Source organism: Micromonospora sp. DT178, from assembly GCF_049841695.1.
In the GTDB taxonomy this organism is placed as follows: domain Bacteria; phylum Actinomycetota; class Actinomycetes; order Mycobacteriales; family Micromonosporaceae; genus Micromonospora.
Genome location: NZ_JBNCKV010000004.1, coordinates 209,743 through 234,913 on the forward strand (window position 1 = coordinate 209,743; position 25,171 = coordinate 234,913).

At 70.1% G+C, this 25,171-nt stretch carries 17 protein-coding genes and 1 pseudogene; 7 read left to right on the forward strand and 11 right to left on the reverse strand.

What is annotated here, in order from left to right; translation table 11 throughout:
- Positions 1 to 444 precede the first annotated feature (444 nt).
- The gene (locus ACLQ22_RS09635; protein ID WP_425691958.1) at positions 445 to 1,650 is read left to right on the forward strand and encodes an MFS transporter; all 1,206 of its coding nucleotides are present in this window, start codon (positions 445 to 447) and stop codon (positions 1,648 to 1,650) included.
- Positions 1,651 to 1,904: 254 nt separating this feature from the next.
- On the opposite strand, the gene ACLQ22_RS09640 is transcribed toward ACLQ22_RS09635, so the two are convergent.
- The 4 genes from ACLQ22_RS09640 to dpgA form a co-directional block, all read right to left on the reverse strand.
- Positions 1,905 to 2,651 carry a hypothetical protein gene (locus ACLQ22_RS09640; protein WP_425691959.1) on the reverse strand — a complete coding sequence of 249 codons (747 nt, stop codon included), beginning with the start codon at positions 2,649 to 2,651 and terminating at the stop codon, positions 1,905 to 1,907.
- Positions 2,617 to 4,266, reverse strand: a complete 1,650-nt coding sequence (locus ACLQ22_RS09645) for a condensation domain-containing protein (protein WP_425691960.1) — start codon at positions 4,264 to 4,266, stop codon at positions 2,617 to 2,619. Before ACLQ22_RS09645 ends, ACLQ22_RS09640 begins: the two co-directional genes overlap by 35 nt.
- A 591-nt stretch (positions 4,267 to 4,857) precedes the next feature.
- Complete coding sequence (dpgB, locus tag ACLQ22_RS09650; protein WP_425691961.1) at positions 4,858 to 5,601, reverse strand: enoyl-CoA-hydratase DpgB; 744 nt, start codon at positions 5,599 to 5,601, stop codon at positions 4,858 to 4,860.
- Positions 5,598 to 6,752, reverse strand: coding sequence for a 3,5-dihydroxyphenylacetyl-CoA synthase DpgA (dpgA, locus tag ACLQ22_RS09655; protein WP_425691962.1), 1,155 nt, complete (start codon positions 6,750 to 6,752; stop codon positions 5,598 to 5,600). Before dpgA ends, dpgB begins: the two co-directional genes overlap by 4 nt.
- 468 nt (positions 6,753 to 7,220) lie before the next feature.
- Here dpgA and ACLQ22_RS09660 point away from each other — a divergent pair, with 468 nt between their 5' ends.
- A complete protein-coding gene (locus ACLQ22_RS09660) occupies positions 7,221 to 7,769 on the forward strand; it encodes a dihydrofolate reductase family protein (RefSeq protein ID WP_425691963.1) in 549 nt (182 codons plus the stop codon).
- A 394-nt stretch (positions 7,770 to 8,163) separates the two neighbouring features.
- On the forward strand, positions 8,164 to 8,517 hold the full coding sequence (locus ACLQ22_RS09665) for a nuclear transport factor 2 family protein (RefSeq protein WP_425691964.1): 354 nt from the start codon (positions 8,164 to 8,166) through the stop codon (positions 8,515 to 8,517).
- A 30-nt stretch (positions 8,518 to 8,547) separates the two neighbouring features.
- Here ACLQ22_RS09665 and ACLQ22_RS09670 read toward each other — a convergent pair.
- The 5 genes and pseudogenes from ACLQ22_RS09670 to ACLQ22_RS09690 form a co-directional block, all read right to left on the reverse strand.
- Positions 8,548 to 8,739, reverse strand: a pseudogene (locus tag ACLQ22_RS09670) (transposase family protein); the annotation flags it as partial.
- Between the two features lie 234 nt (positions 8,740 to 8,973).
- The gene (locus ACLQ22_RS09675; RefSeq protein WP_425692144.1) at positions 8,974 to 14,007 is read right to left on the reverse strand and encodes an amino acid adenylation domain-containing protein; all 5,034 of its coding nucleotides are present in this window, start codon (positions 14,005 to 14,007) and stop codon (positions 8,974 to 8,976) included.
- A 17-nt stretch (positions 14,008 to 14,024) separates the two neighbouring features.
- Positions 14,025 to 14,234, reverse strand: a complete 210-nt coding sequence (locus tag ACLQ22_RS09680) for an MbtH family protein (RefSeq protein ID WP_425691965.1) — start codon at positions 14,232 to 14,234, stop codon at positions 14,025 to 14,027.
- 209 nt (positions 14,235 to 14,443) lie between these two features.
- Positions 14,444 to 15,649, reverse strand: a complete 1,206-nt coding sequence (locus tag ACLQ22_RS09685; RefSeq protein ID WP_425691966.1) for a pyridoxal phosphate-dependent aminotransferase — start codon at positions 15,647 to 15,649, stop codon at positions 14,444 to 14,446.
- A gap of 336 nt (positions 15,650 to 15,985) precedes the next feature.
- Complete coding sequence (locus ACLQ22_RS09690) at positions 15,986 to 17,806, reverse strand: B12-binding domain-containing radical SAM protein (RefSeq protein ID WP_425691967.1); 1,821 nt, start codon at positions 17,804 to 17,806, stop codon at positions 15,986 to 15,988.
- A gap of 310 nt (positions 17,807 to 18,116) precedes the next feature.
- Here ACLQ22_RS09690 and ACLQ22_RS09695 point away from each other — a divergent pair, with 310 nt between their 5' ends.
- Both ACLQ22_RS09695 and ACLQ22_RS09700 read left to right on the forward strand, forming a co-directional pair.
- Positions 18,117 to 19,367 carry an FAD-dependent oxidoreductase gene (locus ACLQ22_RS09695; protein ID WP_425691968.1) on the forward strand — a complete coding sequence of 417 codons (1,251 nt, stop codon included), beginning with the start codon at positions 18,117 to 18,119 and terminating at the stop codon, positions 19,365 to 19,367.
- Between the two features lie 64 nt (positions 19,368 to 19,431).
- A complete protein-coding gene (locus ACLQ22_RS09700) occupies positions 19,432 to 20,229 on the forward strand; it encodes an alpha/beta fold hydrolase (protein WP_425691969.1) in 798 nt (265 codons plus the stop codon).
- A 602-nt stretch (positions 20,230 to 20,831) separates the two neighbouring features.
- On the opposite strand, the gene ACLQ22_RS09705 is transcribed toward ACLQ22_RS09700, so the two are convergent.
- The gene (locus tag ACLQ22_RS09705) at positions 20,832 to 21,695 is read right to left on the reverse strand and encodes a helix-turn-helix domain-containing protein (RefSeq protein ID WP_425691970.1); all 864 of its coding nucleotides are present in this window, start codon (positions 21,693 to 21,695) and stop codon (positions 20,832 to 20,834) included.
- Positions 21,696 to 22,146: 451 nt separating this feature from the next.
- On the opposite strand from ACLQ22_RS09705, the gene ACLQ22_RS09710 reads away from it, so the two are divergent.
- Complete coding sequence (locus tag ACLQ22_RS09710) at positions 22,147 to 23,529, forward strand: FAD-dependent oxidoreductase (RefSeq protein WP_425691971.1); 1,383 nt, start codon at positions 22,147 to 22,149, stop codon at positions 23,527 to 23,529.
- A 17-nt stretch (positions 23,530 to 23,546) separates the two neighbouring features.
- Positions 23,547 to 24,707 (forward strand): epoxide hydrolase family protein, encoded by a 1,161-nt coding sequence (locus ACLQ22_RS09715; protein ID WP_425691972.1) that lies wholly within the window; start codon positions 23,547 to 23,549, stop codon positions 24,705 to 24,707.
- A 79-nt stretch (positions 24,708 to 24,786) separates the two neighbouring features.
- On the opposite strand, the gene ACLQ22_RS09720 is transcribed toward ACLQ22_RS09715, so the two are convergent.
- Positions 24,787 to 25,050, reverse strand: a complete 264-nt coding sequence (locus ACLQ22_RS09720; RefSeq protein WP_425691973.1) for a hypothetical protein — start codon at positions 25,048 to 25,050, stop codon at positions 24,787 to 24,789.
- Positions 25,051 to 25,171 lie beyond the last annotated feature (121 nt).

Consider the following 25,171-nt stretch of genomic DNA (forward strand, 5'->3'; position numbering starts at 1 on the left):
TGTTGTTCCCCGGGGGGGGGGGGGGGGCGCCCTGCCCCTCCGGCCAGGGGGGTGGGCGGGCCGCCCCCGGTGGCCGGCCCCGACCTCCCACGCCGCCGGCGGCGATCCCGACCCCACCGCCACCGGGGCCCGCCGCGGACCGGTCGGGGGACTTCGACACACGCCCTGGCGGACAGCGAAGCGTGGCCAGCCGGCCGCACCGCCGTCGCCGCGTGACCGTGCCCGGCAGGTCCGTCTGCCGGGCACGGTCACGGTCAGCCGGCGATCACCGCGGTCACCCTTCGCTGTGCCCCGCGACCAGGAGATCCGGGAGTGGCAACCGGACGGGGTACGCCGAGATCGCCCCACGAGTGACCGACACAGGGATCCGGAAGCGCAGCCATGCCGCGGTTGAACCCCGCCCGAGCAGTCACCTCCCTGCTCCCCGAGCCTGGTCCCAGGCGCGTGTACGCGTTGGCACTGCTGGTCAACACGTTCGGCACCGGGCTGCTGATGGTCAGCCTGCCGCTGTACCTCATCCGGATCGTGGAGCTGTCCGCCGCCGAGGTCGGTGTCGGCCTGACCATCGCATCGGCGATCACCCTGCTGGTGGGCCTCCCGCTCGGCGACCTGGCCGACCGGCGCGGTCCGCTCGGGATGACCAAGGCGATGCTCCTGGTGCAGTGCGCCGCGACGGTCGGCCTGCTCTTCATCGACAGTTTCGCCACCTTCGTGGTCGTCGTCACCGTGGAGATGGTGGCCGGGAGGGCTATCGTCACGGCCGAGGGCGCGCTGTTGCGGCGGGTGGCCGACGACAGTGCGGCCGGTTTCCGCTCGCTGACCCACGCGATCACGAACGTGGGCTTCTCGCTCGGCTTCGCCGGTAGCGGCATCGCGCTCCAGATCGGCACACCGACCGCCTTTCATGTCGCGATCGTCATCAACGTGCTGACCTTCGTGGGCGCCTGGGTGATCCTGCACCGCGGCATGCCGCGTTACGAGCCGCTGCCGATTCCGCACACCGCCCTGCGCTGGAGCGTGATGCGCGACAAGCCGTTCGTGGCGTACGCGGTGGTCGGCATCGCCTTCAGCCTGCAGTTCAGTGTCCTCCTGCTGCTGCTTCCGATCTGGGTGGTCGACCACACGAACGCGCCGGACTGGACCGTCTCGGCCTCCCTCGTGATCAACACCATCCTGGTCGTCGCGTTCCAGATCCGCCTGGGCGCCAAGGTGCAGACGCTCCGGCAGGGCGGACTCGCGTGGCGGCGAGCCGGGTTGGCCTTCCTGTGCAGCTGCGCCGTGATGGGCTTCGCGGCCGGACTGCCCGCCTGGGCCGCGCTGCTGATGATCGTGGTGGCCGTGTGCGTGCACACCGTCGGCGAGATCTGGCATCTGGCCGCCGGATTCGCCCTGGGCATGGGACTGCCGCCGGCTCACGCCCAGGGCCAGTACGACGGCTTCGCCAGCATCCTCGGCGGCATCGGCGTGGCGATCGCTCCGGCGCTGCTCCTCGGGCCCGTCCTCAGCAACGGCCGGGTCGGCCTGATCGCGCTGGGTGCCGTCTTCGCCCTGACGAGCATGGTGATGCCGGTCGTGGCGCGGTGGGGCGAGCGGACCAGGCCGACGTCGCCGGACGTGGGCGAGACGGAGGCCGCCGGCGCGACGGCGTGAGCGGCACCCGGCGCCCACCGAGGCAGCCGTACGCATTCCCGCCGCCGCACGTAGGCCCGACCGCCGCCCCGGCGAATCACGGATACCAATCCAGCACCCGATACCGGCATCCATGCGCCATGACTCCACGGCGCTTCGCGGCAACCTCTTCGCGATTACTCCGGCCACGCGCCACGCGATCCGGCATCGGCATCCCAACGGGTTCCGGTCAGCCCATAGCGCGACCTGCACCGATCTGGTGCAGGTGGCAGGGCTCATTCACCGTCAGTCGCTCCCCCGCGGTCCGTGCTGTCCGGGACGGTGGCGTGGTCGAGCACCTCCGCGGCCTCGCGGCCGACCGCCTCGCGTGGGGCGCGCCGGTGGGATCGTCGTGGCGCGGGGTCGCCGCCGCGCCTCGACGGTGGTCGTCTCGCGCCCGGGGATTCACGCCGGTCGGGCGGCTGCCACGGTGCGGAGGCGCCACGATCGCCCCCGAACTCACCCTCGCCCCGGACGAACATGCCGAACCGGGCGGTGACGAGGGGCTGACCGTCGGCGGCGTCGACGGCGACGCTCTCGAACTCCACCAGCGCGCCCGAGCCCTTGTCGTACATCCCGGTGACGGTCGAGGTGACGAGAACCGTGCCAGCGACCGGCAGGGGCCGGTGCAGCTCGATGTGTGCTCGGCCTTCACCAGCACGGCCCGGTCGAAGACGCCGATGCTGCGCGCCACCGGAGCGCTTGTCAGCAGCACGCCGTAGGTGGGCAGCACCTTCTGCTCGACGCCTTCGCTGTTGTCCGTGGTGAAGGCGAGCCCGCGCAGCGGGTCGCCGAGACCCGCTCCGACACCCACGGCGTACAGCAGCGCGTCCGTCGAGGTCCAGGATCGCTCGTACGGTTCGCCGGGCACTCCGACGAGGCTGCGATCGAGCGGCGTCAGGAGTCAGCCGGCGACCAGGGCGGGGACGGCCACGATCCTCGCCCCACTCACGCGGTCGCCAGTTCGAGCCGCTCGGGCCCACCCCTGAGGATGTCGAGGAAACACTCCTTGATCCGGTCGGCGAGGCTGGCGTCGTGCATGTCGGTCCGCACCTGCAGGGCGATGTCGAGGCCCTCCGGGATCGGCGACACGATGAGCATGGCGGGGAAGTGGGACTGCGCGGAGAGCGCGCCGCCTTCGGTCACGAGCGTCCCGGCAGCGTCGCCGAAGGTGAGCTCGGGTGTCGGGACGTAGTTGAGAGCCACCAACCGGTCGAGCTGGATCGTCTTCTCGGAGCCGCCGAGTGCGCTGCCCAACTCCTCGGGGACGACGAGGACATCGCGCGCGGCCATCGCCCCCAGATACGCCTCGCGCGTCCGCGCGAGAATGTTCGCACCCGAGTGGGACGGGCCGTTCGGGCGCAGCACGATGTTGGCTGCCCGGTTGGTGACGGTCCCGTCGATCACCTTGCCGGACCTGTTCGCGACGGCGACCATCACGCCGAAGTCAGGCGTCCCGCCTGCCCGGACGAGGGACTCCACGTACACCGCCGCCACACAGACGGATGGCGGCATGCCCTTGTCCCGGGCGTACTCCTCCCAGCTCTCCATCTGCGCCTGCGGCACGACGAACTCGCGCAGGGCGGACGGCCCCGGGAGCGAGTAGCGCGAGCCCTCAGGCATCGGGGGAAGCTCCGACACCCCGTCGCTGCGCCCGGGAAGCCGGCAGGGCGGGAGCTCATGGAGCTCGTCGCGCCAGTACCGGCGCTGCGCCTCGGTGTCCGCCGCCGCGAGCTGGTGCCGGAAGTCGCACGCCATCTCCGCGAGCGACGCGGTCCGGCTCGGCCACTGCGGCGCCTTCCCGGCTGCGCGCGCCGCGTACGCCGCGGACAGCTCTGCCGTCACGATGACCAACGAACGGCCGTCGAACCCCGCGTGGTCCGCCGCCAGCCCGAACAGGGTGCGCCCGCTCTGCCTGCTGCGCACGACCGCGCACCGCCAGATCTTTCCCTCGTCGAGCCGGAGCGGCCTGCGCAGCGTCCGCCGCAGCGTCTCGAGCGCAGCGTCGTCACTGCCTTCCTCGCCCAGCCGGTGGAACTCCGCCTGTCCCGGATCAGCCGGCACCTCGGCCAGCCCGAGTTCCGGCCCGCTGAGATATCGGGCGTGCAGCGCCTGGTGCCGACGGTGGACATCGGTCGCGGCGCTCTCCAGGACCGCGTCGTCGACCTCGCCGTCGACCCACCAGGCCATCTCGACCACGATCTCTTGCGGAACCGTCTCCGCCTGCACCGGAGTGATGGCCACGAGCTCGTCGCCCTCGGCGGCGAGCGGCTTGGCGGGAGCGTCCTGTTCACCGCTCGCGTCGCGGGCCGCGTCGATCCACGCCGCGAGCTGCGCGATGGTGGGGGTTCGGAAGATCTGGGTGAACCTGACCCGCACCCCGGTGATCTGCTCCAGGCGGGCGCAGGCGATCGTCACCCACATCGAGTCGAGCCCGAGATCGAACAGGGAAGCCGCGCGCGGCAAGCCAGGGAGGTCGAGCATCTCGGCGAAGACGCGCTCGACCATGACCTCAGTCTCGCCGTGGGGGCGCTCCCCACCGGCGACATCGGACGACGGAGCGGCGTGGGAGGTCTCCATGGCCTTCTGCTGGGTCATTTCCACTCCTCGTAACGGATGAAAAGGGCTGGCAACGACGATTGGCCAGAAGCTGAGGATTGCCTGTCCTTCGCCGGCGTCGCACCTCTCGGGTTGCTCCCCCGCGTCCCGGCGCCGATCGGCCGGTGGTCGAGGCGGGCGCACGTGCGGAAATGCTGTCGAACGGCCAGCCCCGCCACGGTGGGATTCTGCGAGGAATGTTCCGTTCCGGGCTTGCGGATGGGGAAGAAGATGGGTACCGCTCGGGCGCAGGCCGGTTGTCGAAGTAGCCCGGCCCGAACCCGGAGACCGCCTGCTGCGCCGGGGTCAGGTGGTCGGTCGTCATCAGAGTCACCGACGGTCGCGAGAGCACCCGCTCGCCGCCGTGGGCACCGCCGGCGAGCAGCGCCGAGGCGAAGGTGAGGAAGTCGTCGGCGGTCGAGACGAGGCCACCACCGCCGCTCTCGAACGTCACCGGCCGGCTGAACCGCCCGTCCGGCGGGTCGCCGACGACCGCCTCGCCGGTGGGGGCGCTGTCCCTGGCGTACGACAGCGGATCGCTGATAGCCGCTGCCCCACCGTCCGCCCCCGGTCATCACCGGCCGGACACACTCAGGTGACGCCGGGGCCGGAGGTGACCGCCTTGCCCGACGACCGCCGCAACGCTCGGTCACAGGCGGCGAGATGCCGGCCGAGGGCCTCCTCGAAACTGGTGGTCGCGGCGTCGAACATGAGCTGCCGACGGATAGCCAGTTCGGTGCCCGAGAACGTTCTCGTCATCGCCGCCACGGCGACCAGCGCGTGGGCCGGATCCTCGGCCAACTCGTCGATCAGGCCCAGTTCGACGCCTTCGGACGCCTCGATGGCGGCGCCGAAGAGAATCGCCCGGCGCATCCGCGTCCCGCCGACCTGCTGGGCGAGGCGGAAGACCGCCATTCCCGGCCAGGTGGCCTCCCCGTACACCGACAGCGACAGGCGGACGTCCGGCGTCGCGATGCGATAGTCCGTGGCGAGCAGGGCGTCCAGGGCCACGCCCCCGCAGTCGCCGGAGGCGATCGCGACGGTCGTGACGCCAAGGCGCTCGAGTCGGCGCAGGGAACGTTCCCACTTGGTCACCAACGCCACGTCGAGGCGGCTCGTCCAGCCCGCGTCCGGCGCGCCGGACACATGGACGGGGAGGATGGTCGCGGCCTCGACCGACTCGACCGCTGCGCAGATCGCCTCCACCGCGGCGACGCATGCCGGCGTCAGCGGTTTCGAGCCGTTGATGTGGAGTTCGAGGTCACCTCGTGCGCTGTCCACGGCGCCGGCGGCATGGTGGTCGTTGCGGCCGGTGCGGACCGTCTCCGCTGTCACCACTGGATCAGCGCCGTCTCGATCGTGGAACCTGGACCCATGGTCATGAGCACTCCGTAATCGCCTGGGGCGGTGACGTTCTCCTGCTGGAGACGTTCATAGGAAAAGAGGAACGAGCCGCTCGACAGGTTGCCGTAGTCACGCAGGACCCCGGTGGTGTGCCGGACGTCGTATCGGGTCAGCCCCAGGTTCACCATCACGGCATCGACGACCTTCTTGCCGCCCGAGTGCACCAGCCAGTGCCTGATGTCACTACGCAGCAGGCCGGTCTTCGCCAGCAGGCGGTCGATGACGAGTTCCGCGTGGGCGCCGACGACATAGGGCACCTGTGGATCGAGGTAGAAGCTGAACCGGCTCTGTTCGCGGTCCCAGTCGTAACGCATGGCCTCCATCGCGTCAGGGATGAGGCAACTGGCGAACTTGAGGATGCGAGGCCGACCAGGTTCGCCCAGGGCGCCGGAGCCCGGGCCGGCGACGACCGCGAGCGCGGCGGCGCCGTCGCCGAACAGGCTGTTCACCACCGCGGTCCGCATCGTCGAGTCCAGCGCGTACGCGGCCGAGCAGGCCTCCGTGCACACCATCACGGCCAGCTCGCCGGGATTGGCCATCGCCCAGTTCGACACCGCGTTCAGTGCGTTGAGTCCCGCGTTGCAGCCCATTCCGACGACATCCGTGCGCGCGCAGTGCCGGTCGATTCCCAGCTCGCGAATGAGCAGGGCGCTGATTCCTGGCGTGAGGAATCCTGTCGAGGTGACGCAGCACAGGTAGCGGATGTCGGACACCGCGGCGCCCGCGTCGTCCAGGCACGCGCGCAGCGCGCGCACGCCCATGTCCACGGCCAGCGCCTTGTGTTTGTCGAGCAGGTCGCCCTGCGCCTCCGGCAGCCGGGTGCCGTCCTCCCCCAGCGGCGGCAGCGCCAGAAAGCGCCGCTGGATCGCGCTGTTGAGGAATATCGAGCGTATTCGCGGATCGGAGATGTCGAACGCGTCCAGCACGTCCTGCTGCGAGAAGGACGTGGACGACACGGCCGAGCCCACGCCGGCCATCGACGAGGCGTACGGGCTGGACGGGAACCACGGAGAATCTGCTGCCTGCGTCCGGCCACCCACGATCCGGGTACTGGCGACGTCGACCGTCATTGGCAAGCCCATGATTGCTCTCCATCTCTGCCGACGGCCGGTAGCTGGACAGCCGTGCGCCCTGACCGCATCCGAGCCACCCATGGCCTTCCGGCCAAAGTTGCGTTCGCGCCCATAAGTCGACAATGGGGCCCGAGACGCGGCGGCCGCATCTCGGAGGTTGCCCGGGCTCGCGTCGAGGCCGTGACCGGGCTGTCCAACGGTTGGAAACTGATCCTTTTCCGGTATCCGGCAGGGCAGCGTCGCAGTCATCGTCGGCGCCTGCGCCGTGGCGGGCATCTTCCGCTGTGCGGTGCTCTCGCCTCGTCACCGTCGACACATGAGTGGCGTGCGATTCAGGCAAGCGGGGCCAGTCAATTCGTCCGGGCCGATACAGTACTTCCGCACCGTCCGAGGCCTGGCTTCCGTTCCGTGATCAGCAGCCGGCGAACGGCGCAATGACCTCCTTGGCTGCCCGATTCCTGCTGGTACCCTGACGCGATGAAACCGCTTCGGTATTCCATCAACGTCACACTGGACGGGTGCTGCGACCATCGTGCATCACCCGGAGGCGAGGAAATTCATCGGCACTATGCCGAGAACCTCGCCCGGGCCGATGCCCTCATCTTCGGCCGGGTGACCTACGAGATGATGGAGGAGGCGTGGCGGCCGGCGGCGGGGCCGGGAACGCGACCTGAATCGACGGACCACTTCGCCCGGACGATCGACGCGGCGAAGAAGTACGTCGTGTCGAACACCCTGGACCAGGTCGACTGGAACGCCGAGGTGCTGCGTGGCGACCTGGGGAAGTCCGTTGAGCAACTCAAACAGGAGCCGGGCAATGGCTTGTTCCTGGGCGGCGTGAAACTTGCGCTCGCGTTGGCAGAGCTGGATCTGATCGACGAATACGAGTTTGTGATCCACCCGAGAGTGGCGGGGCACGGACCGACTCTGTTTGCGGGGCTCCCGAAGTCGCTCGACCTGAAGCTCGTCGACAAGAGGCAGTTCGAGTCGGGCGCGGTCGCGATGCGGTACGAGCCGAGGAGATGACAGAAGCGCCCTGGGATCTCATTCGAGAGATCTTCATGCGGACGGTATTGAGCCCTTTCCATCCTGGTGGTGCTGGTCAGGAGAGACATACGAGCGAGGCAGGACAGGGGTCGACATGAGGGGATGCTCCGGTAGGACCTTGGCGGTTTCAACTGCCGCGGACAACGCGCGCAGGCTCGCGCTGGAGCCGCCGCCCGTGGCACCGACATATGTCGAGGTTCGACGGGACCGATGATTCCGCGCCGCGGAGCAAGGCAGAAGACCCTCTCAGTTGGGCCGACCAGGGTCGTGCCGAGGTTCGGTTGTGCCGTGAACGCCCTACCGGGCTGACGTCGCCGTTCTGCCGCGAGCGAACCCGCTTGTCTTGTTGCGGCGCGCTGCGGAGGATCGGCGGATGGATCTCCTCACCGCGGAACGGCAACTCCAAGCCGCCCAGCGCGCCGCCGACGTCGAGTCCCTCGACGCGCTACTGCACCCGCAGGTCGTGGGTGCCGGACCGGACGGCACGGTCTTTACGAAGGAAGACGACTTGGAGAGCTACCGCTCCGGTGCACTGCGAATCACCAGCCTGGTGGAGGAGTCGCTCGACGTCCAGGAAGACGGTCAGACTGGGGTGACTCGCATGGTCGCTGCGGTGGATGCCGTTCAGGGCGGTGCCGCCATGTCCGCGCGGTTGCGCTACACCCGACTTTGGGTGCGTGAGGGCGGCGACTGGCGGGTGTTGGCCGCCACCTTCGTCCCGGTCTAGTGAGCCTTTCCAACTGCCGTGTACCGGGTTCTCGAGGTGATGAAGGACGAGGATGGAGTTCACGATCGTGGTGGCGCGGCGTGGGCAGCAGCGCAGCTTCGTCAGGACTTTCCAGGTTCTGAGGGTGGTGTTGGCGCGTTCACCGCTGGCGCGGATGCGGGCGTGAGCGCGGTTGACCTTCTTCTGCCAGTGGGACAGTTTCGGCCGGTAGGGGTGACGTTTGGCCGCCGCCGTCCGCGGGCAGACGGCCAGGTCGACGGCCGCGGTGGGGCAGCCGGCAGCTGATCGACCTCGTCACCACCACGGGCGCGAAAAGGCCTCCGGTGTGGGATCCGATCAGACGGAACCTCACACCGGAGACCTCTTCAGTTCTCGATCACCGTCGCGCCTCGACCTCGAAACGCCCGGCCCGGCTCACGACACACACCCTGACCCGGCCGGTGCTGTCGCCAGCCTTCACACGGCACTGGGGATCGTGCCGCGCTGGTCCACGCCGGGCAGCGGCGCCTGGCTGATGACGCCGTTGACCGAAGGGTTGGCGAGGAAGGTCTTGAGGGTGATCTTGATGCCGTACTGGTCTTCCAGCCGAGCCAGCAGGACGGCGGCCAGCAGGGAGTGGCCGCCCAGGTCGAAGAAATTGTCGTCGACTCCCACCCGGTCGACGCCCAGCGCCTGGGCGAACAGCTCACACAGCTTCGCCTCGAGTGGCGTGGCCGGGTCCTGGCCGCTGGACGCGGCACTGTAGTCCGGCGCCGGCAGCGCCCGCCGGTCCAGCTTCCCGTTCACCGTCAGCGGCAGCGCGTCCAGCACCATCACCGCCGTCGGCACCATGAACTCCGGCAGCGTCCTGGCGACTTCCTGCCGTGCCGCCGCCGGATCCACCCGGCCACCGGGTTCCGGCACGACGTACGCCACCAGCCGCCGGTCACCGGGCCGGTCCTCCCGCGGCACCACCGCGGCCTGGCCCACCCCCGGCTGCGCGACCAGCGCCGCCTCGATCTCGCCCGGCTCGACCCGGAACCCCCGGATCTTCACCTGATGGTCGGCCCGCCCCACGAACACCAGCAGGCCGTCGTCGGCCCACCGGACCAGATCGCCCGTACGGTACATCCGTTCGCCCGTACCGAACGGGCACGCCACGAACCGCTCCGCCGTCAACTCCGGCCGGTTCATGTAGCCCCGCGCCATTCCGGCGCCCGCGATGTAGAGCTCGCCCGTGACCCCCACCGGCACCGGCTGCAGCGCGCTGTCGAGCACGAACAGCCGCATGTTGGCCATCGGCCCGCCGATCGGCACCGGCCGCGCCGCCTCCTCGTCCGAGAAGTCGGCCATCATGTGCAACGTCGTGAACGTCGTCAACTCGCTCGGCCCGTACCCGTTCACCATCAGCACGCCCGGGCACCGCTCGACCACCCGCCGCAGTGCGACGCCGGACACGGCGTCCCCGCCGACCACGACCATCCGCAGCCCGGCCAGCGCCGACGGCTGTTCCACCGACACCGCGTCGAACAACGCCGAGGTGAGCCACATGGCCGTCGGGGCCGTCGAGGCGATCACCTCCGCCAGGTCGGCGATGCTCATCTCCTCCGCCGGCGCCGCCACGCAGGTGCCTCCGCGCAGCAGCGCTATCCACAGCTCGTACGTCGCGATGTCGTACGAGTGCGGCGAGTGCACCAGCATCCGCTCGTGCACGCCGTCCGGCCACGCCGGGTCCAGCACCATGTCGACCACGTCCCGGTGCGCCACCGCGACTCCCTTGGGCACCCCGGTCGACCCGGACGTGTAGATCACGTACGCGAGCTGGTCCGGGTGCCGCACCCCGTGCGGGAGGTCCACCCGCGTCCCGGTGTCGGCGTCCCCGGCCGTGGCCAGTACGACCGGCGATTCGGGGCTCGCCTCCTTGGCGATTCCCGTCAGATCCTCGTCGCACAGCACCGCCACCGCATCCACCTCGTCGGCCACCAGGGCGATCCGGGACACCGGCCAGGCCACGTTGGCGGGCACGTACACCCCGCCGGCCTTGAGCACGGCGAGCAGCGCCACCCACAGCTGCGCCGACCGTTTCATCACGACGAGCACCGGCGACTCCGTCGTGACACCCGCGGTCGTCAGCACCGCCGCCAGTCGGCTGGACCGCTCGTCCAACTCCCGGTACGTCAGCCTCGTCCGGGCGTCGACGACCGCGACCGCGTCCGGGGTGCGGGCCACCTGCGCCGCGAAGGCCTCGGTTATCGTCGTTCCGGGAGCGTGCTGGGCGGTGTCGTTCCACTGGCGCAGGATGAGGTCCCGCTCAGCCGGCGTCAGCAGTTCCAACTCGCTGATCCGCCGGCCCGGGTCGTCGGCAGCCTGGCTCAGCAGCCGGGTCAGCCGGCCGGCGAGGGCCTGCACGGTGGACGCGTCGAACAGGTCCAGGGCGTACTCGAACGCGCAGCGGATCCCGGTCGGCGAACCGTCGGCGGCGTACTCCCCGCGGAAGAACATGGTCAGGTCGAACTTGGCCGTCTCGCCCACCACCGGCTCGGTCTGCGCCAGCAGACCCGGCACCTGCCAGTGCTTGCTGGTGTCGTCATCGGAGGTGAGCATCACCTGGAACAGCGGGTGCCGCGAGGCGGACCGGACCGGGTTGAGTTCCTCCACGAGGCGCTCGAACGGCACGTCCTGGTTGGCGAACGCGGTCAGGTCCAGCTCCCGCACCTGGCCCAGCAGCTCGCCGACGCTCGGGTTGCCCGACAGGTCCACCCGCAGTACCAGCGTGTTGCCGAAGAATCCCACCAGATCGTGGACGGCCTCGTCGGTGCGGCCCGCCACCATGGTGCCGATCGGGATGTCGGTGCCCGCCCCGCTGCGCGACAGCAGCACCGCGAGCCCGGCCTGCAGCACCATGAACAGCGTCACCTGGTGCTCGCGCGCCAGTTCCTCCAGCCTGCGGTGCAGTTCGGCGTCCAGCTCCAGCTGGACCATGCCGCCGCGATGCGTGGGTTGCGCGGGCCGCAGCCGGTCGGTCGGCAGGTCCAGCTGATCGGGCAGGCCCGCCAGCGCGGAGCGCCAGAACTCCAGCTGCCGCGCCAGCACGCCGTCGCCGTCCCGGTCCTCGCCGAGCAGCCGACGCTGCCACAGCGTGTAGTCGGCGTACTGCACCGGCAGGTCCGACCACTCCGGCGCCCGCCCGGCCACCCGTGCGCGGTACGCCTCGCTGAGATCCCGTACGAGCACCCCGGCCGACCAGCCATCGCTGGCGGTGTGGTGCATCACGACGAGCAGCACGTGCTCCGCGGGCCCCAGTCGGTACAGCCACGCCCGCACCGGCAGCTCGTTGGCCAGGTCGAAGACGTGCCGTACGGCCCCCTCCAGCAAGCCCGGCAGGCTCGTCTGATCGGCCTCGGCCACCGTCACCCGCGGCGCCGCCACCGCCGCGTCCACCACTTCCTGGTACGGCTGCCCGTCAGCGACCTGGAAGACCGTGCGCAGCGCCTCGTGGCGGCCCGTCACGTCCCGCAGCGCCGCGGTCAGCGCCTCCGCATTCAGCCCGCCGCGCAGCCGCCACGCGAACGGCACGTTGAACATCGCGTTCGGGCCGTCGTACTCGTTCATGAACCACAGACGCTGCTGCGCGAACGACAACGGCAGTCGCTCCGGCCGGTCCTCCACCCGCACCAACGGCGGCCGCGCACCGTCCGCCCCCGCCAGCGACCGCGCCAGCGACCGCACCGTCGGGTTCTCGAACACCACGCGGATGTCCAGCTCCGCGCCCAGCACCGACCGCACCCGGCTGATCAGGCGGGTCGCCAGCAGCGAGTGCCCGCCCAGGTCGAAGAAGTTGTCTCCGACGCCGACCCGGTCGAGGCCCAGGACCTCCGCGAAGAGCTCACCGAGCACCGCCTCGTGCGGGGTGGCCGGATCCTGGTCGCCGACCGCGGCGCCGAAGTCCGGCGCCGGCAGCGCTCGCCGGTCCAGCTTGCCGCTCACCGTCTGCGGTAGCGCGTCCAGCACCATCACCGCGGCCGGCACCATGTACCTCGGCAGCGTCCTGGCGACCTCCCGCCGTACCGCCGCCGGGTCCACCCGGCTGCCGGGCGCGGGCACCACGTAACCGACCAGCCGCGCCTCACCGGGACGGTCCTCCCGCATCACCACCACGGCCCGGCCCACTCCCGGCTGCGCGGCCAGCACCGACTCGATCTCCCCCGGCTCGATCCGCAGGCCCCGGATCTTCACCTGGTCGTCAGCGCGTCCCACGAAGACGATCTGGCCGTCGTCGGCCCATCGGACCAGGTCTCCGGTGCGGTACATGCGCTCCCCCGCATCGAACGGGCACGCCACGAACCGCTCCGCCGTCAGCCCCGGTCGGTTCAGATACCCCCGCGCCAGCCCCGCGCCCGCGAGGTAGAGCTCGCCGGTCACCCCCGCCGGAACCGGCCGCAGCTCCTCGTCCAGCACGTACACCCGCGCGCCCGGTAGCGGGCGGCCGATCGGCAGCGGTCCGTCGCCCAGTTCGAGCTCCGCCGCCATGTCCCCGGCCGTGGCGTACACCGTGGCCTCGGTCGGCCCGTACGCGTTGACCACCCGGGCGCCGGGCACCGCCGCCCGCACGGCCCGCAGCACCGGCGCGGTCAACGCCTCGCCCGCAAGCACCACCGTCTGCGCGTCCGCGGACGCGGAGGAATCCGCCGCGGCCAGCACCCCCGTCATCGCCGAGGGCGCCGTGCTGATCAGGCTGCCGGACCAGCGGCCACGCGCCAGCACCAGCACGTCCCGCACCACTTCCACGCAGCCGCCGCAGGCCAGCGGTCCGAACACCTCGAACACCGACACGTCGAAGCTCAACGACGTCGACGCCAGCACCCGGCTGAACTGGTCCGGGCCGAACGTCGACGCCGCCCAGGACGCCAACCACGCCGCGGAGTGGTGCTCGACCACGACGCCCTTGGGCCGCCCCGTCGACCCCGACGTGTAGATCACGTAGGCGGGGTGGCTGGGCAGCAGCGGCGCGACACGGTCCGCATCAGACAGGTCGGTGGCGGGCAGGGCTGCCACGGCAGCGTGGATCGCCGGGTCGTCGACCGCGATCACCCGCGCGCCGCTCACGCTGTTCGATGCCAGGCCGAGGGTGGTCGCGGCCACGGTGCGCGAGGCGAGGATAGCCGTCGGAGCGGCGTCGGCGAGCATGAAGGCGATCCGGTCGGCGGGGTAGGCGGGGTCGACCGGCAGGTAGGCGGCACCGGACTTGAGGACCGCCAGGACCGCGACGATCAGCTCCGCGGAGCGTTCCATCGCCACGGCGACCAACCGCTGCGGTCCGACACCCTGCTTCACCAGGTACCGGGCCAGCCGGTTCGCCCGCGCGTCCAGCTCCGCGTACGACAGCACCGTGTCCTCGAACACCACCGCGACCGCATCCGGGGTCCGGGCCACCTGCGCCGTGAACAGCTCACCCAGGACCTCCCTCGCAGGAGCAGAAGAATCCGCCGTCACCTGGTCACTGATGTTCATCGTCACGATTGCTCCGCTCACCCACGGTTGGCTTCGATCAAGCTCTTGGGCCGCATGTCGGTCCAATGCTCTTCCACGTACTTGAGGCAGTTCGAGCGCGAATTCCTGTCGTACGCGGTGACCCAGCCGTCGGGAACGGCGATGGCGGCGGGCCACAGGCTGTACTGACCCTCGTTGTTCACGAGAACCAGGTACAGGGCGTCAGGGTCTTCGAATGGATTAATCATGGCATCTCATTCCGCTAGTCGGTGACGCCGACGGATCGTTTGCCAGAGTCACAGGCAGACCCGCCTGTCGCACCTTCACGATTGCCGACGGGGTGACAGCCGTTTCCTGGCGAGTCCGTGCGTATCTCGGAAAGCGCGCGGGGCGCCACTCGCCCGCCCGTTCCGGTCGAGCTGTCAGGACAATCGGGCGGGCCCGATCTGAAAAGGCGCTACTGGCTCACGCTGAGATAGCTGTGGAGGCGGCGGACGCCTTCGGCGACCGTATCCTCGCCCTTCGCGAACGCGATCCGGATCTGCGGTGGGCGCGCCCGGTCCGTCGAACCGTAGAAGCACTGGCCGGGCACGACGCCGACGCCGGCCTCCCGCAGCAGGCGCTGGACCAGTTGCGATTCCCCCTCCCCCGGCAGCGCGAAGGAGGTGGCGTCACACATCACGTAGTAGGCGCCGGCGGGCCGCTGGAACTCGATGCCGCATTTCTCGAGTCCGTTGACCAGGATGTCCCGTCGCCGCCGGTAGACGTCCCGCAGCTCGTCGAAGTAGCTCTCCGGCAACGAGAGCGCCGCGACGCCGGCCGCCTGGAAGGGAGTCGGGGCGGCGATCGTGAGGAAGTCGTGCACCCGGGCGACGCGCTCCATGAGATTCTGCGAACCGGTCACCCAGCCGACCCGCCAGCCGGTCACGGAGAACATCTTCGAGAGGGCGTTGATCGTGATCGACTGCTGCTCCATGCCGGGGACGTCGGAGACCCGGGCGGGTCGCTCACTCGTGAAGTAGAGCTCGTCGTAGATCGCGTCATGGATGACGACGAGGCCGAGCCGCTGGCAGACATCGGCCAGACCCTGGATCTCGTCCCTGGTGAAGACACGCCCCGTAGGATTGTGCGGTGAATTGACGATGACCGCGCGGGTGTTCCGGTCGGCCACGGCGGCGACAGCTGCGGAGTCGAGCTCCCAGTCGGGGCCCTTCAGCTGGACGTACCTGGCTTCCACACCGATGAGTCGCAGGTTGACCGCGTAGGACTCGTAGGCCGGCTCGACGATGATGACATTGGACCCCCGCTCCGCCACGGCGAGGAGCGCGGCCAGCATTCCCTCGGTGGCCCCGCAGGTCACGCAGATCTGCTTTTCCGGGTCGTAGGGCTCCGGCATGTTCCAGCGGCGCTGCTCGAATTCACTGATGGCCTGGAGGAACTGCTCGCTGCCGCGGGGTGAGGTGTACTGGTTGTCGTTCGACCGGATGGCGGCGACGGCGGCCTCTTCGAGGCTCGACGGAAGCGGGTAGCTCGGTATTCCCTGCGCCAGGTTGACGGCGTTCGCGGTCTGGCAGGCGCGGGTCATCCCGCGGATAACCGACTCGCCGACAGGAATGTTCGCTGGCGACCTGAACATGGCGTCCAGGTCCGGCGTTATCGACATGAGCTGATTCCTCTCCTGACATGGACGCAGCCTTTCGGCGCGACTGATCACGGTGCGGTTCGGCGAACTGATCGAGATGCCCGCCGGACGTCACGGGCGCACCCGGCGGTCCGCATACCGCCGATCGCCGTCCACCGGGGACCGCCGGTCGCGGACGGCCGCGGGACGCGCTGTGCCACGCGAGCGGACGGCCGTGCCGCGGTCGCAGGTCGCGGACCTCACCGGCACGGCGCCGACGTCGGGCGGCAGAGTCGACGCCGGTCGCCACCCGGGACGTCCAGCCGCGGGTCGAGCCGCTCGGCGGTCCCGTCGGGACCGGGAGTGCGGGCCCACGGTTCAGTCGAGCTGAGAGCAGATCTCGTCGAGGAGGCGGTACTCCAGGGCCTCGTCCTCGTCTCGGCCGCCGAGCATGTAGTAGCCGAACTTCATGTGCTCCGTGACGCCGTTCAACTCGGCGATCCCGTTCCTCAGATCGGTGATCGCGGCCTCGACGTCCTCGAGTTCCACCTCGGTGTTCTCGCGGATGTACAGGGCCGTCAGCCGCCTCGCCGGAAGGATCTCACCGTGCGAGGCCCGGACCTGGGGATGCGTCTTGTAGCTCTCCCAGTACATGCGCGAGCCGGGAATGATCCCGGGTGGTGCCACGGAGATACTGGTGATCAGGTCGCGATAGGTCTCGGCCATCGAGAGCCAGCTGTTCACCTCGCTGCGCAGGTTCTCCATCGTGGTCCCCGGCAGGCCCATGATCCCCGACGCGAAGAGCTTGTAGTCGAGGGAACGCGCCAGCTCCAGCGCCTCCGAGATCCGCTCCGGCCCCTTGTTGATGCCCTTGGAATCCGCCTTGAGCAGCTTGGGGTCGAATGCCTCCAGCCCCACGTTCCACGTACGCACGAACCCCTTGCACAGCTCGGCGGACTCCAGGAACTCGTACACCAGCCCGTAGGCCAGCATGAACCGCTGCTTCTGCAGGATCGGAGACTTGGCACAGGCCTCGGCCATGTCGTTGAGGTAGGAGATGTTGCCGTCCCACTGCTCGCTGGAGAAGCCGAGCGTCGAGTCACCGCAGGCGTAGACGTTCGCGCCGAGATCCCCGACGATCGTCTCCAGCACCGGGATCGCCGACGCGACGTCCACCGTCTTGGGGGTCAGTCCCTGGATCGAGCAGTGCATGCACCGGCGCCCCGGCCGCTTGCCCCAGGTGCACCCGCCGTCGAGCGGAACCGTGACCATCCGCTTGAGGTCGTAGTGCTTGGCGTACCAGACGTTGAACGCGCGGTCGTAGTGGTTCTCGAGCTGGTCCAGGATCAACCGGTAGTCGGGAAGGATCCGCCGGTTCAGCGGGAACGTCCCGGCGTCCTGGTTCACGACCTCGCCACCGGGCACCCGGTACGCCAGGGACGGAACCTTCCGCAGATCCAGCCCGCCCTGCAGGTGTGTCAGCAGACCCATCATCGTGAAGGGGCCGTTGTTGCCGGTGCTGACAAAGTCCACCACGCGGCTGCCGTACTTGCCGGTCAGCGTCTCCTGGTAGAGGATCCCGGCATGGTCGTTGCCGAACACCACGACGGCCTTGGGGTTCACTCTCTTGATCTCTGCCGCCACGATCATCGCCCACAGGGTCGTCGCGGTGTAGACCGAGAACGCCGCCACGTCGGGCGGGTCCTCGTTGATCGCGGCCCGCACCTCCGGCCAGCCCAGATGCCCCATGTCCATGTAGCGCCAGGCGATGTCCGGGAAGCACCTGGCCTGATAGGTGATCATCTCGACGAGGCTGGCATGCGGATACACCGAGCCCTCGTTGCGGTAGCGGTCCTCCTCGGTCAGCCCCTCGCCCAGGGCGTCACCGGCGTTGTGGGCGTCGCGGTGCGCGGAGGTGAGCGGCAGACCGAAATACCACACCGAGCCGAGCTTCCTCAACGGATTCACCGCTCCCGGGCTGGGATAGTCCCAGTGGTAGCGAGGATCAGCGCCGACGAATTCCTGAACGGGCTGAAGACTCATCTTCATCGCCAGAACCTCCAGCTGTTGATTCGTGAGCCGCAGGGTTCTCGGCGGACAGTCGGTTCTCGCCAGGGCCAGGGCTCCCCGTTCGGACGTACCGGGGAATCGGCCGCCGAACCCGGCGGCCGGGGAGTCCCGGACGTCCGCGGCGACCACCCGCGCGGACGCCCTGCGATCTTCTGTTCCTGACCTGCCAGTGGAAGAACTCCCGGCCTCGTCATCGTCCTGCTCTCCTTCACCGACGGTCGTCGCGGAAGCGTGGATGGAACACCACGGGGCTGGCCGCTCCCGGCGACCGCGCGTCCATCTTCGACGCCCCGGCGGGCGCGTCGCCTCTCTGAGCGTGCGGAGGTTCCGGCCCCGACGCGGAGGGCGCTCCCCCGGCGGGACGGGACGCGACCAGCGCTTGTGGCCGGCCAGCACGGAGAGAGTTGGTCGGTCTCAGCACCGGCCCGACCATGAAGCGGTGACCTACGACGCTGTTGTGGTTGGGGCGCGCTGTGCGGGTGCGACCACGGCGCTCCTGCTGGCCCGGGCGGGACACCGGGTGCTCCTGCTGGATCGCGCGAGGTTCCCGAGCGACACCCTGTCCGGGCTCTACATCCATCAATCCGGCGTCGAGCGGCTAGCTCGCTGGGGCCTGCTGGACCAGGTGCACAAGTCGGGCGCCCCGCCGTTGCAGACCGTCACCTACCGCGTCGCCGACGTCTGCCTGAGCGGGCCGGCACCGACGCTGCCGGGCGTGGTCGGCGCCTACGCGCCGCGTCGCTACGTGCTCGACACGATCCTTGCCGAGGCTGCCGCGGCGGCCGGCGCCGAGGTGCGCGACCGCACGACGGTCACCGGCCTGACCACCGACGACGACGGCCGGGTGACCGGCGTACGCCTGCGGACGGCGGACGGCGCCGAGGTGACCGAGCGGACCCGCCTCGTCGTCGGTGCCGACGGCATGCGCTCCACGGTGGCCAGGCTGGTCGACGCACCCCTGTACGCCGAGCACCCCAACCTCACCTGCGTCTACTACACCTACTGGGCGGGCGTGACGGGGGCCGACTTCCAGATCTACGAGCGCCCCGGCGGCTGGGTGGCCGCGCTGCGTACGCACGACGACCTCACGCTGATCGCCGCGTACCTGCCGCAGGCGCAGTTCGACCGCGTCCGGCGCGACGCCATGGCCGCCTACCGCGCCACCATCGCGACCACCGCACCCGACCTGTGGCAGCGGCTGGCCGACGCGACGATCGCCGACCGGCTGTACGGGACCGGCAACCAACGCAACTTCTTCCGCCGCGCCGACGGCCCGGGCTGGGTCCTGGTCGGCGATGCCGGCCACCACAAGGATTCCATCAACGCCCATGGCATCACCGACGCGTTCGTACAGTCGGAACTGCTGGCGGGCGAACTCGGCGGCGGCGACCCGGCAGCGACCATCGGCGATCCGGCCCGGCTCGACGCCGCCCTCTCACGCTTCGCCGTCGCGCGGGACGAGCACATGGCCCCGAACTATCAGACCAACCTGGTGACGGCGCGCCTCGACCCCACCCCCGACCGGATCTCCATGCTGCGCGTCGTCCAGGACTCGCCACAGCTCACCGAGCGGTACCTCGCCGTGGTGGGCGGAATCCTGCCCCCGGAGGAGCTCTACACCAGAGACCTGCTCGCCCAGTGGTCTGCGCAGGCCGGGGACCCGTTCGCGCGAGACCACATTGCCCGATGAAAACCTGCGCGCCGGCGCAGGGAGAAATTACAGCACCGTACGCCAGCACGAGCGAAGAGGCGACATGACGCATTCAGAGATCGACGAACTGTTACTCCGGCGGCTCAGCGCCGGTGACGCCAACCCCATCCTGGTAGCGGACTTCCAGGCGTTGTCCCTGGCGCCCCGGATGAGCGAGATGCTCAGCGAGAGCGTTCAGGGCAGGCCGGTGTTCCAGATCGACCCGATCGGCGTGCTGACCGGAGCGCGCCGCTATGTCCCGCTGCCGGAGCTGGCAGCGACCTGCGTGGACGAGTTCCTCAGGTTCGGTGCGGACCGTGGCCCGGCCTTCGTGGTGTCGCACTGCAGTGCCGCCGCGCTCACCCTGCGCGTCGCGGACCTGCTGGCGTCCAGCCGTCCGGTCACCGCCGTCCTGGTGCAGCCGGCGTGGCCCGACGACGAGCTCGTGGCCGACAAGTTCGCCGAGTACCTCAGCAAGTTCGGCAAGGCCACCCGCGCGTGCCCGGAGCTGAACGGCGATCCTGAGCAGGTCGTCGCCGAGATGGAGCAGATCTTCCGTGACGAGATGAACGCCCTGGCGGCCAGCAGGGACCTCGCCGGCTCGATGGCAGCCTTCTCGGACCTGCTCGTCTGGTACCGCGGCTGGCTCGCCTTCCTGCTGGCCTGCCGCAACGACACGTCGACCGATCGGGCTGCCGGCCGGGCGGCGGTGACGGTGATGTCCGACTCGCCGTCGACCGTCACGGTCAGGGGCCTCAGCAAGGACGCGTACCAGGTGTGCGAGCTGTCGACGCCGCAGCCGGCGGGTAAGGTCACCCGGGAGCTGGCCGACATCGTCGCCGAGTACATCGAGTCACACTGACAGCGCGTCTGCCCCCCGGCCCCGCAGGTGCTCAAGGCGACCGGCGGGTCCGCCTCCGGGCGGCGACGCGCTGCCCGGAGGCGGTAGGTCGGTTCCGCTGTGGACGCGTGTTGGTTCGCCAGTGGTGACCGGTGAGGCTGGTCGCCCCGGTGCGGCTGGACAGATGGCGACCCGGGCGGGGCGCTTCCAGTGAGTCCGCCGTCCCGTTCCGGGGGTCGGGGCGCCGGCCCCCGCCCCGCTCGGTGGCGTGACCAGAAGCTTGCCCCGCCCGTGGCTGCGGGTCGTGGCAGGCCGCCGCGAAGGCCACGGCCGCGAACCAGGACGACCGGACCAGCGGCGAGACGACCTGACCAGCGGCGGTCGGACAGCTCCGCCACAACCGGCTCGACCGTCGCCCGCGAACAGACCGGCGGCGGACGCACCCGCGCCGATGACGCGCTGGCCGTGTTACCACGCACCTCGGCGTCGCGCCCGCCGCGCCCACGTTCGGCGCCCTCGCTGGAGCAGCACCGCTACGAGGCGCCCGGCCATCGACCGCGACAGCGCCTCAACCGACCTCGGGCCCGCGTCGCCCGTGGATGTCCGGCGCCGCGCGGCGTAGGTCAGGCGGCGGGGACTGCCGCGCCGCGGTAACCGCCGTTGCCGCCGCGCTCCGGCCTGCCGGCGAGCGGACCGGCCGGTGTCCGCGCGAAGCCGGTCTGGTCCGCCCCGGGTACGCGCCCGGCCATCGACCGCACGTCCGGCAGAGCCAGCAGCACCGGGGGGTCGAGGAAGTGGACCGGACGCAGCCGCAGGTCGGGCAGGGTCAGGTCGTCATCGTCGCGAAGCTGCACGGGCCCGTGCCGCAGCAGGTACGGCTGCTCGTCGCCGGCGGCCGGATCGCCCGCCTCGCCGGATCGCAGGGAATGCGCCAGCAGGAACCACGATCCGCCCGGCACCTTGTCCAGCAGGAAGGGACCGGGACGCTCCAGCACGGTGTAGCTCACCGGCCGGCCCTGCGGGATCGGCTGCGGGAACAGGCCGACGAACGTGTGACCGATCGGGGCGCCCGGGGCGGAGAGGACCGTGCCGCTGACGGTCGACGACGGAATCCGCGCCGTGTCCGACCGATCGTCGACGGCTACTGCCGGAACGCTACCGCCGAAGCGGCGGTATGCGGTCGGCGATATGCCGACGCTGCTGGTGAACCGGGTGCTGAAGGTGCCGACACTGTTGTATCCGACCAGGTGACTGATGTCGATGACATTCAACGAGGTCGAGACGAGAAGCTGCTTTGCCTTTTGCAGCCGCAGCGCCGACAGGAATCTCCTCGGCGACAGGCCGGTTACCCGTTGGAAGACCCGGGAGAAATAGAACTTGCTGAACATAGCGGTACGGGCCATGTCATCGATGGTCAGCGGTTCACCGAGGTTTTCCTGCATGGATCTGACGACTCGGTGGACAGCTTTCTCGACTGACTGGTCCATATCCCCTCCTGGCTCCCGAAGTGCCTGCTCCCGGGTGGCGTACGGCACTCTCGGGATGGACGTGCGGCACCGGCACATCGACTAGGAAACGCAAACAGGAACCGGGTCACGAACCCCGGACAGGAAGCCCGCAAACACCCGTGTGTCATCCCGGAGTCGCTGACTGATCACACTGAAGTTTCCTGTCCTGCCGGCTGGAACTGCACCTTTAAAAGTGCCGTCGGCGCGCTGCGGTTTCCTGCCACTTCCTGACCAGCGATGACGGCAGGGCGGGCAGGATCCACACGGGACGGTCACTCCTCACCTAATGGGTCCGGTGCGGCGCCTTCGCCCGTGTGACCGCACCGTTTCCGAAGCACGGCGGAAGGTGACCGGCACGCCGCGATCGCCGATGCTGGCTTGAACCGTGGCTCTGCCGAAGCTCGTGGCCGCGGAGGAGAAGGAGATCGAGATGCCTGAACAGCTCGTACCTCGCGCTGTGGTACTCGGCGGCAGCTTGGCCGGCCTGCTCGCCGCCAACGTGCTCTCCGAGGTGTACCCCGAAGTCCTCGTGGTGGACCGTGACGAGCTGGCGGGAGTGGAAGGCCCCCGGCGCGGCGTCCCGCACGGCCGTCACGCCCACGGTCTGGTCGCCCGCGGTCAGCAGATCCTGGAGAAGCAGTTCCCCGGCCTCCTGGCCGACATGGAGGCGGCCGGCATCCGGCCGGGTGACTTCAGCGGCAACATCCGCTGGTACTTCAACGGCATGCGGCTCAGCCCGGCACAGACCGGGCTGCTCTCCGTGCCCTGCACCCGGCCGGTCATCGAGCGGGTCGTCCGCAGCCGGGTGCAGAAGGTCGGCGGCATCCGGTTCCTCGAGCAGTACGACATCGTCGGGTTGGAGACGACGCCCGACGCGGGCCGGGTCACCGGCGTACGGGTGCAGCCGCGCAACCGGAGCGCGGACGTCGAGGTCCTGCACGCCGATCTGGTGATCGACACCACCGGCCGGGGGTCACGCACGCCGGCCTGGCTGGAGGAGCTCGGCTACTCCCGGCCCACCGAGGACAAGGTGGCGGTCAACCTGGCCTACACCACGCGCCACTTCCGGGTGCCGCGCGACCCCTTCGGCAGCGACATCGCCGTCATCGCGGCGGCGACCCCCTCACATCCGCGCGGTGCGTTCTACTACCGGCTGCCCGGCGACGACGGCCGCGTCGAACTGTCGCTCACCGGCGTAGTCGGCGACCATCCGCCGACCGACCCGGAGGGCTTCCTCGACTTCGTCCGGTCGCTGCCCGTACCGGAGATCTACGAGTCGATCCGCGAGGCCGAGCCAATCGACGACGCGGTGATGTTCCGCTTCCCGGCGAGCGTCCGGCGCCGCTACGAGCGGCTGACCCGGTTCCCGAGAGGTCTGCTGGTCATCGGCGACGCGGTGTGCAGTTTCAACCCCGTCTACGCCCAGGGCATGGCGGTCGCGGCCATCGAGTCCCGCATCCTGGCCGAGCAGCTCCGCAAGGGCCCGGTGCCGGAGCCGCAGGAGTTCTTCCGGGAGATCGCCCGCCAGATCGATTCGCCGTGGGACTTCGCGGCGACCGCGGACCTCGGCTACGCGGGAGTGAAGGGTGACCGCACTCCCAAGGTACGCATGATCAATGCCTACGTCGCGCGGCTCCAGCGGGCCGCGGTCCACGACCCGAGCCTCACCGAGGCGCTCATGCGGGTCGCCGGCCTCATCGACGAGCCGACGGCCCTGCTCCGTCCCGACAGGATTCTCCGGACATTGCGGCACTCCCGCGCCCGGGGAAGCCGGGCATCCGCCCCCGCGCCGCTGCACGCGGCCCGCGACTGACACAGGAAGGTTGTGAGATGCGTCCATTCCGCATCGACGTTCCGCAGGCCGATCTCGACGATCTGCACCGGCGGATCGATCAGACGCGCTGGCCGGACGAGATTCCGGGCGTCGGCTGGGATCGTGGTGTGCCCCTGGGATATCTCCGGGAGCTGGCCGAGTACTGGCGCGACAGTTACGACTGGCGGGCGGCCGAGGCGCGCCTGAACGCGTACCCGCAGTTCGTCACCGAGATCGACGGGGTGAACGTGCACTTCCTGCACGTCCGCTCGGCCGAGGAGAGCGCGACGCCGCTGATCCTGACCCACGGATGGCCGGGCACCGTGGCCGAGTTCCTGGACGTCATCGGGCCGCTCACCGATCCCGTCGCGCACGGCGGTGACTCCGCCGACGCCTTCCACCTGGTGATTCCGTCGATTCCCGGGTACGCGTTCTCGGGCCCGACCGGTCAGGTGGGCTGGGACACCGGCCGGGTGGCCAGCGCCTGGAAGGAGCTGATGAGCCGCCTGGGCTACGACCGGTACGCGGTGCAGGGCGGCGACTGGGGAACGCCGATCTCGCTGCGGCTGGGTCTGGCCGATCCCGAGCACGTCATCGGTGTCCACCTCAACATGTGCGTGGCGTTCCCGCCGCCCGACCCCGCGGCCATGGCCGGCCTGGGCGAGGCCGACCTGGCCCGCGTGGAGTTCACCGGCAGGTTCATGCAGGACGGGACCGGTTGGCAGCGGATCCAGTCCACCCGGCCGCAGACGCTGTCGTACGCGTTGACCGACTCGCCGGTGGGGCAGCTGGCCTGGATCGCCGAGAAGTACAAGGAGTGGACCGACTCGGCGAAGGTGCCGGAGGACGCGGTGAGCCGCGACCACATCCTCACGGCGGTCTCCATCTACTGGCTGACGGCGACGGCCGGATCCAGCGCCCAGCTCTACTACGAGTCCAGCCACATGGACGCCGACTTCATCCGTACCTGGGCCGGGCCGTGGCCGCTGACGATGCCGGTGGGCGTCGCGTCGTTCCCCAAGGACGCGGTGCGGCCGGTGCGCCGGTTCGCCGAACAGATCCTGCCGACCCTCAGCCAGTGGACCGAGTACGACCGTGGCGGACACTTCCCCGCTCTGGAACAGCCCCAGCTTCTGGTCGACGACATCCGCAGGTTCGCCCGCTCGCTCGCGCGCTGACCGACGGAGAGCCAGGACACCTGGTGGCAGAGCGCGGCGGCATGCCGCAGCCCGCGCGGGCCCGGAGGCCGTTCGTGCCTCACCGGGCCCGCGCCGGTGTTCCGGCGTCGGACGGGCCCGGTTCGGCGGCGCCGGTCAGGACGTCGTGCATCGCGCCGGTCAGCTCGTGGGGCGCGGCCATGACATTCGCGATCCGCGACGCCTGCCCGGGCGGTCGCGGCACGCCGCTTGGTTCCTCGCCGAACATGGCCCTCCTCGCCAAGGCGGGCGTGGCGGAGCCGCTGCGCACCTGGCGCGAGGTGACGGAGGCCTGCCAGGCGATCAGGAAGATGGTCGGTGGCACCCACGGTCATCACCTGGCCGAACTTCTACTGGCCTTCCTGCAACGGGGTGAGTGGCACGGCTTCACGGTCGGGGCGGCCCCTGCCCTACAACGACGCGGTCCCGCTTGCCGGCAACGTGCT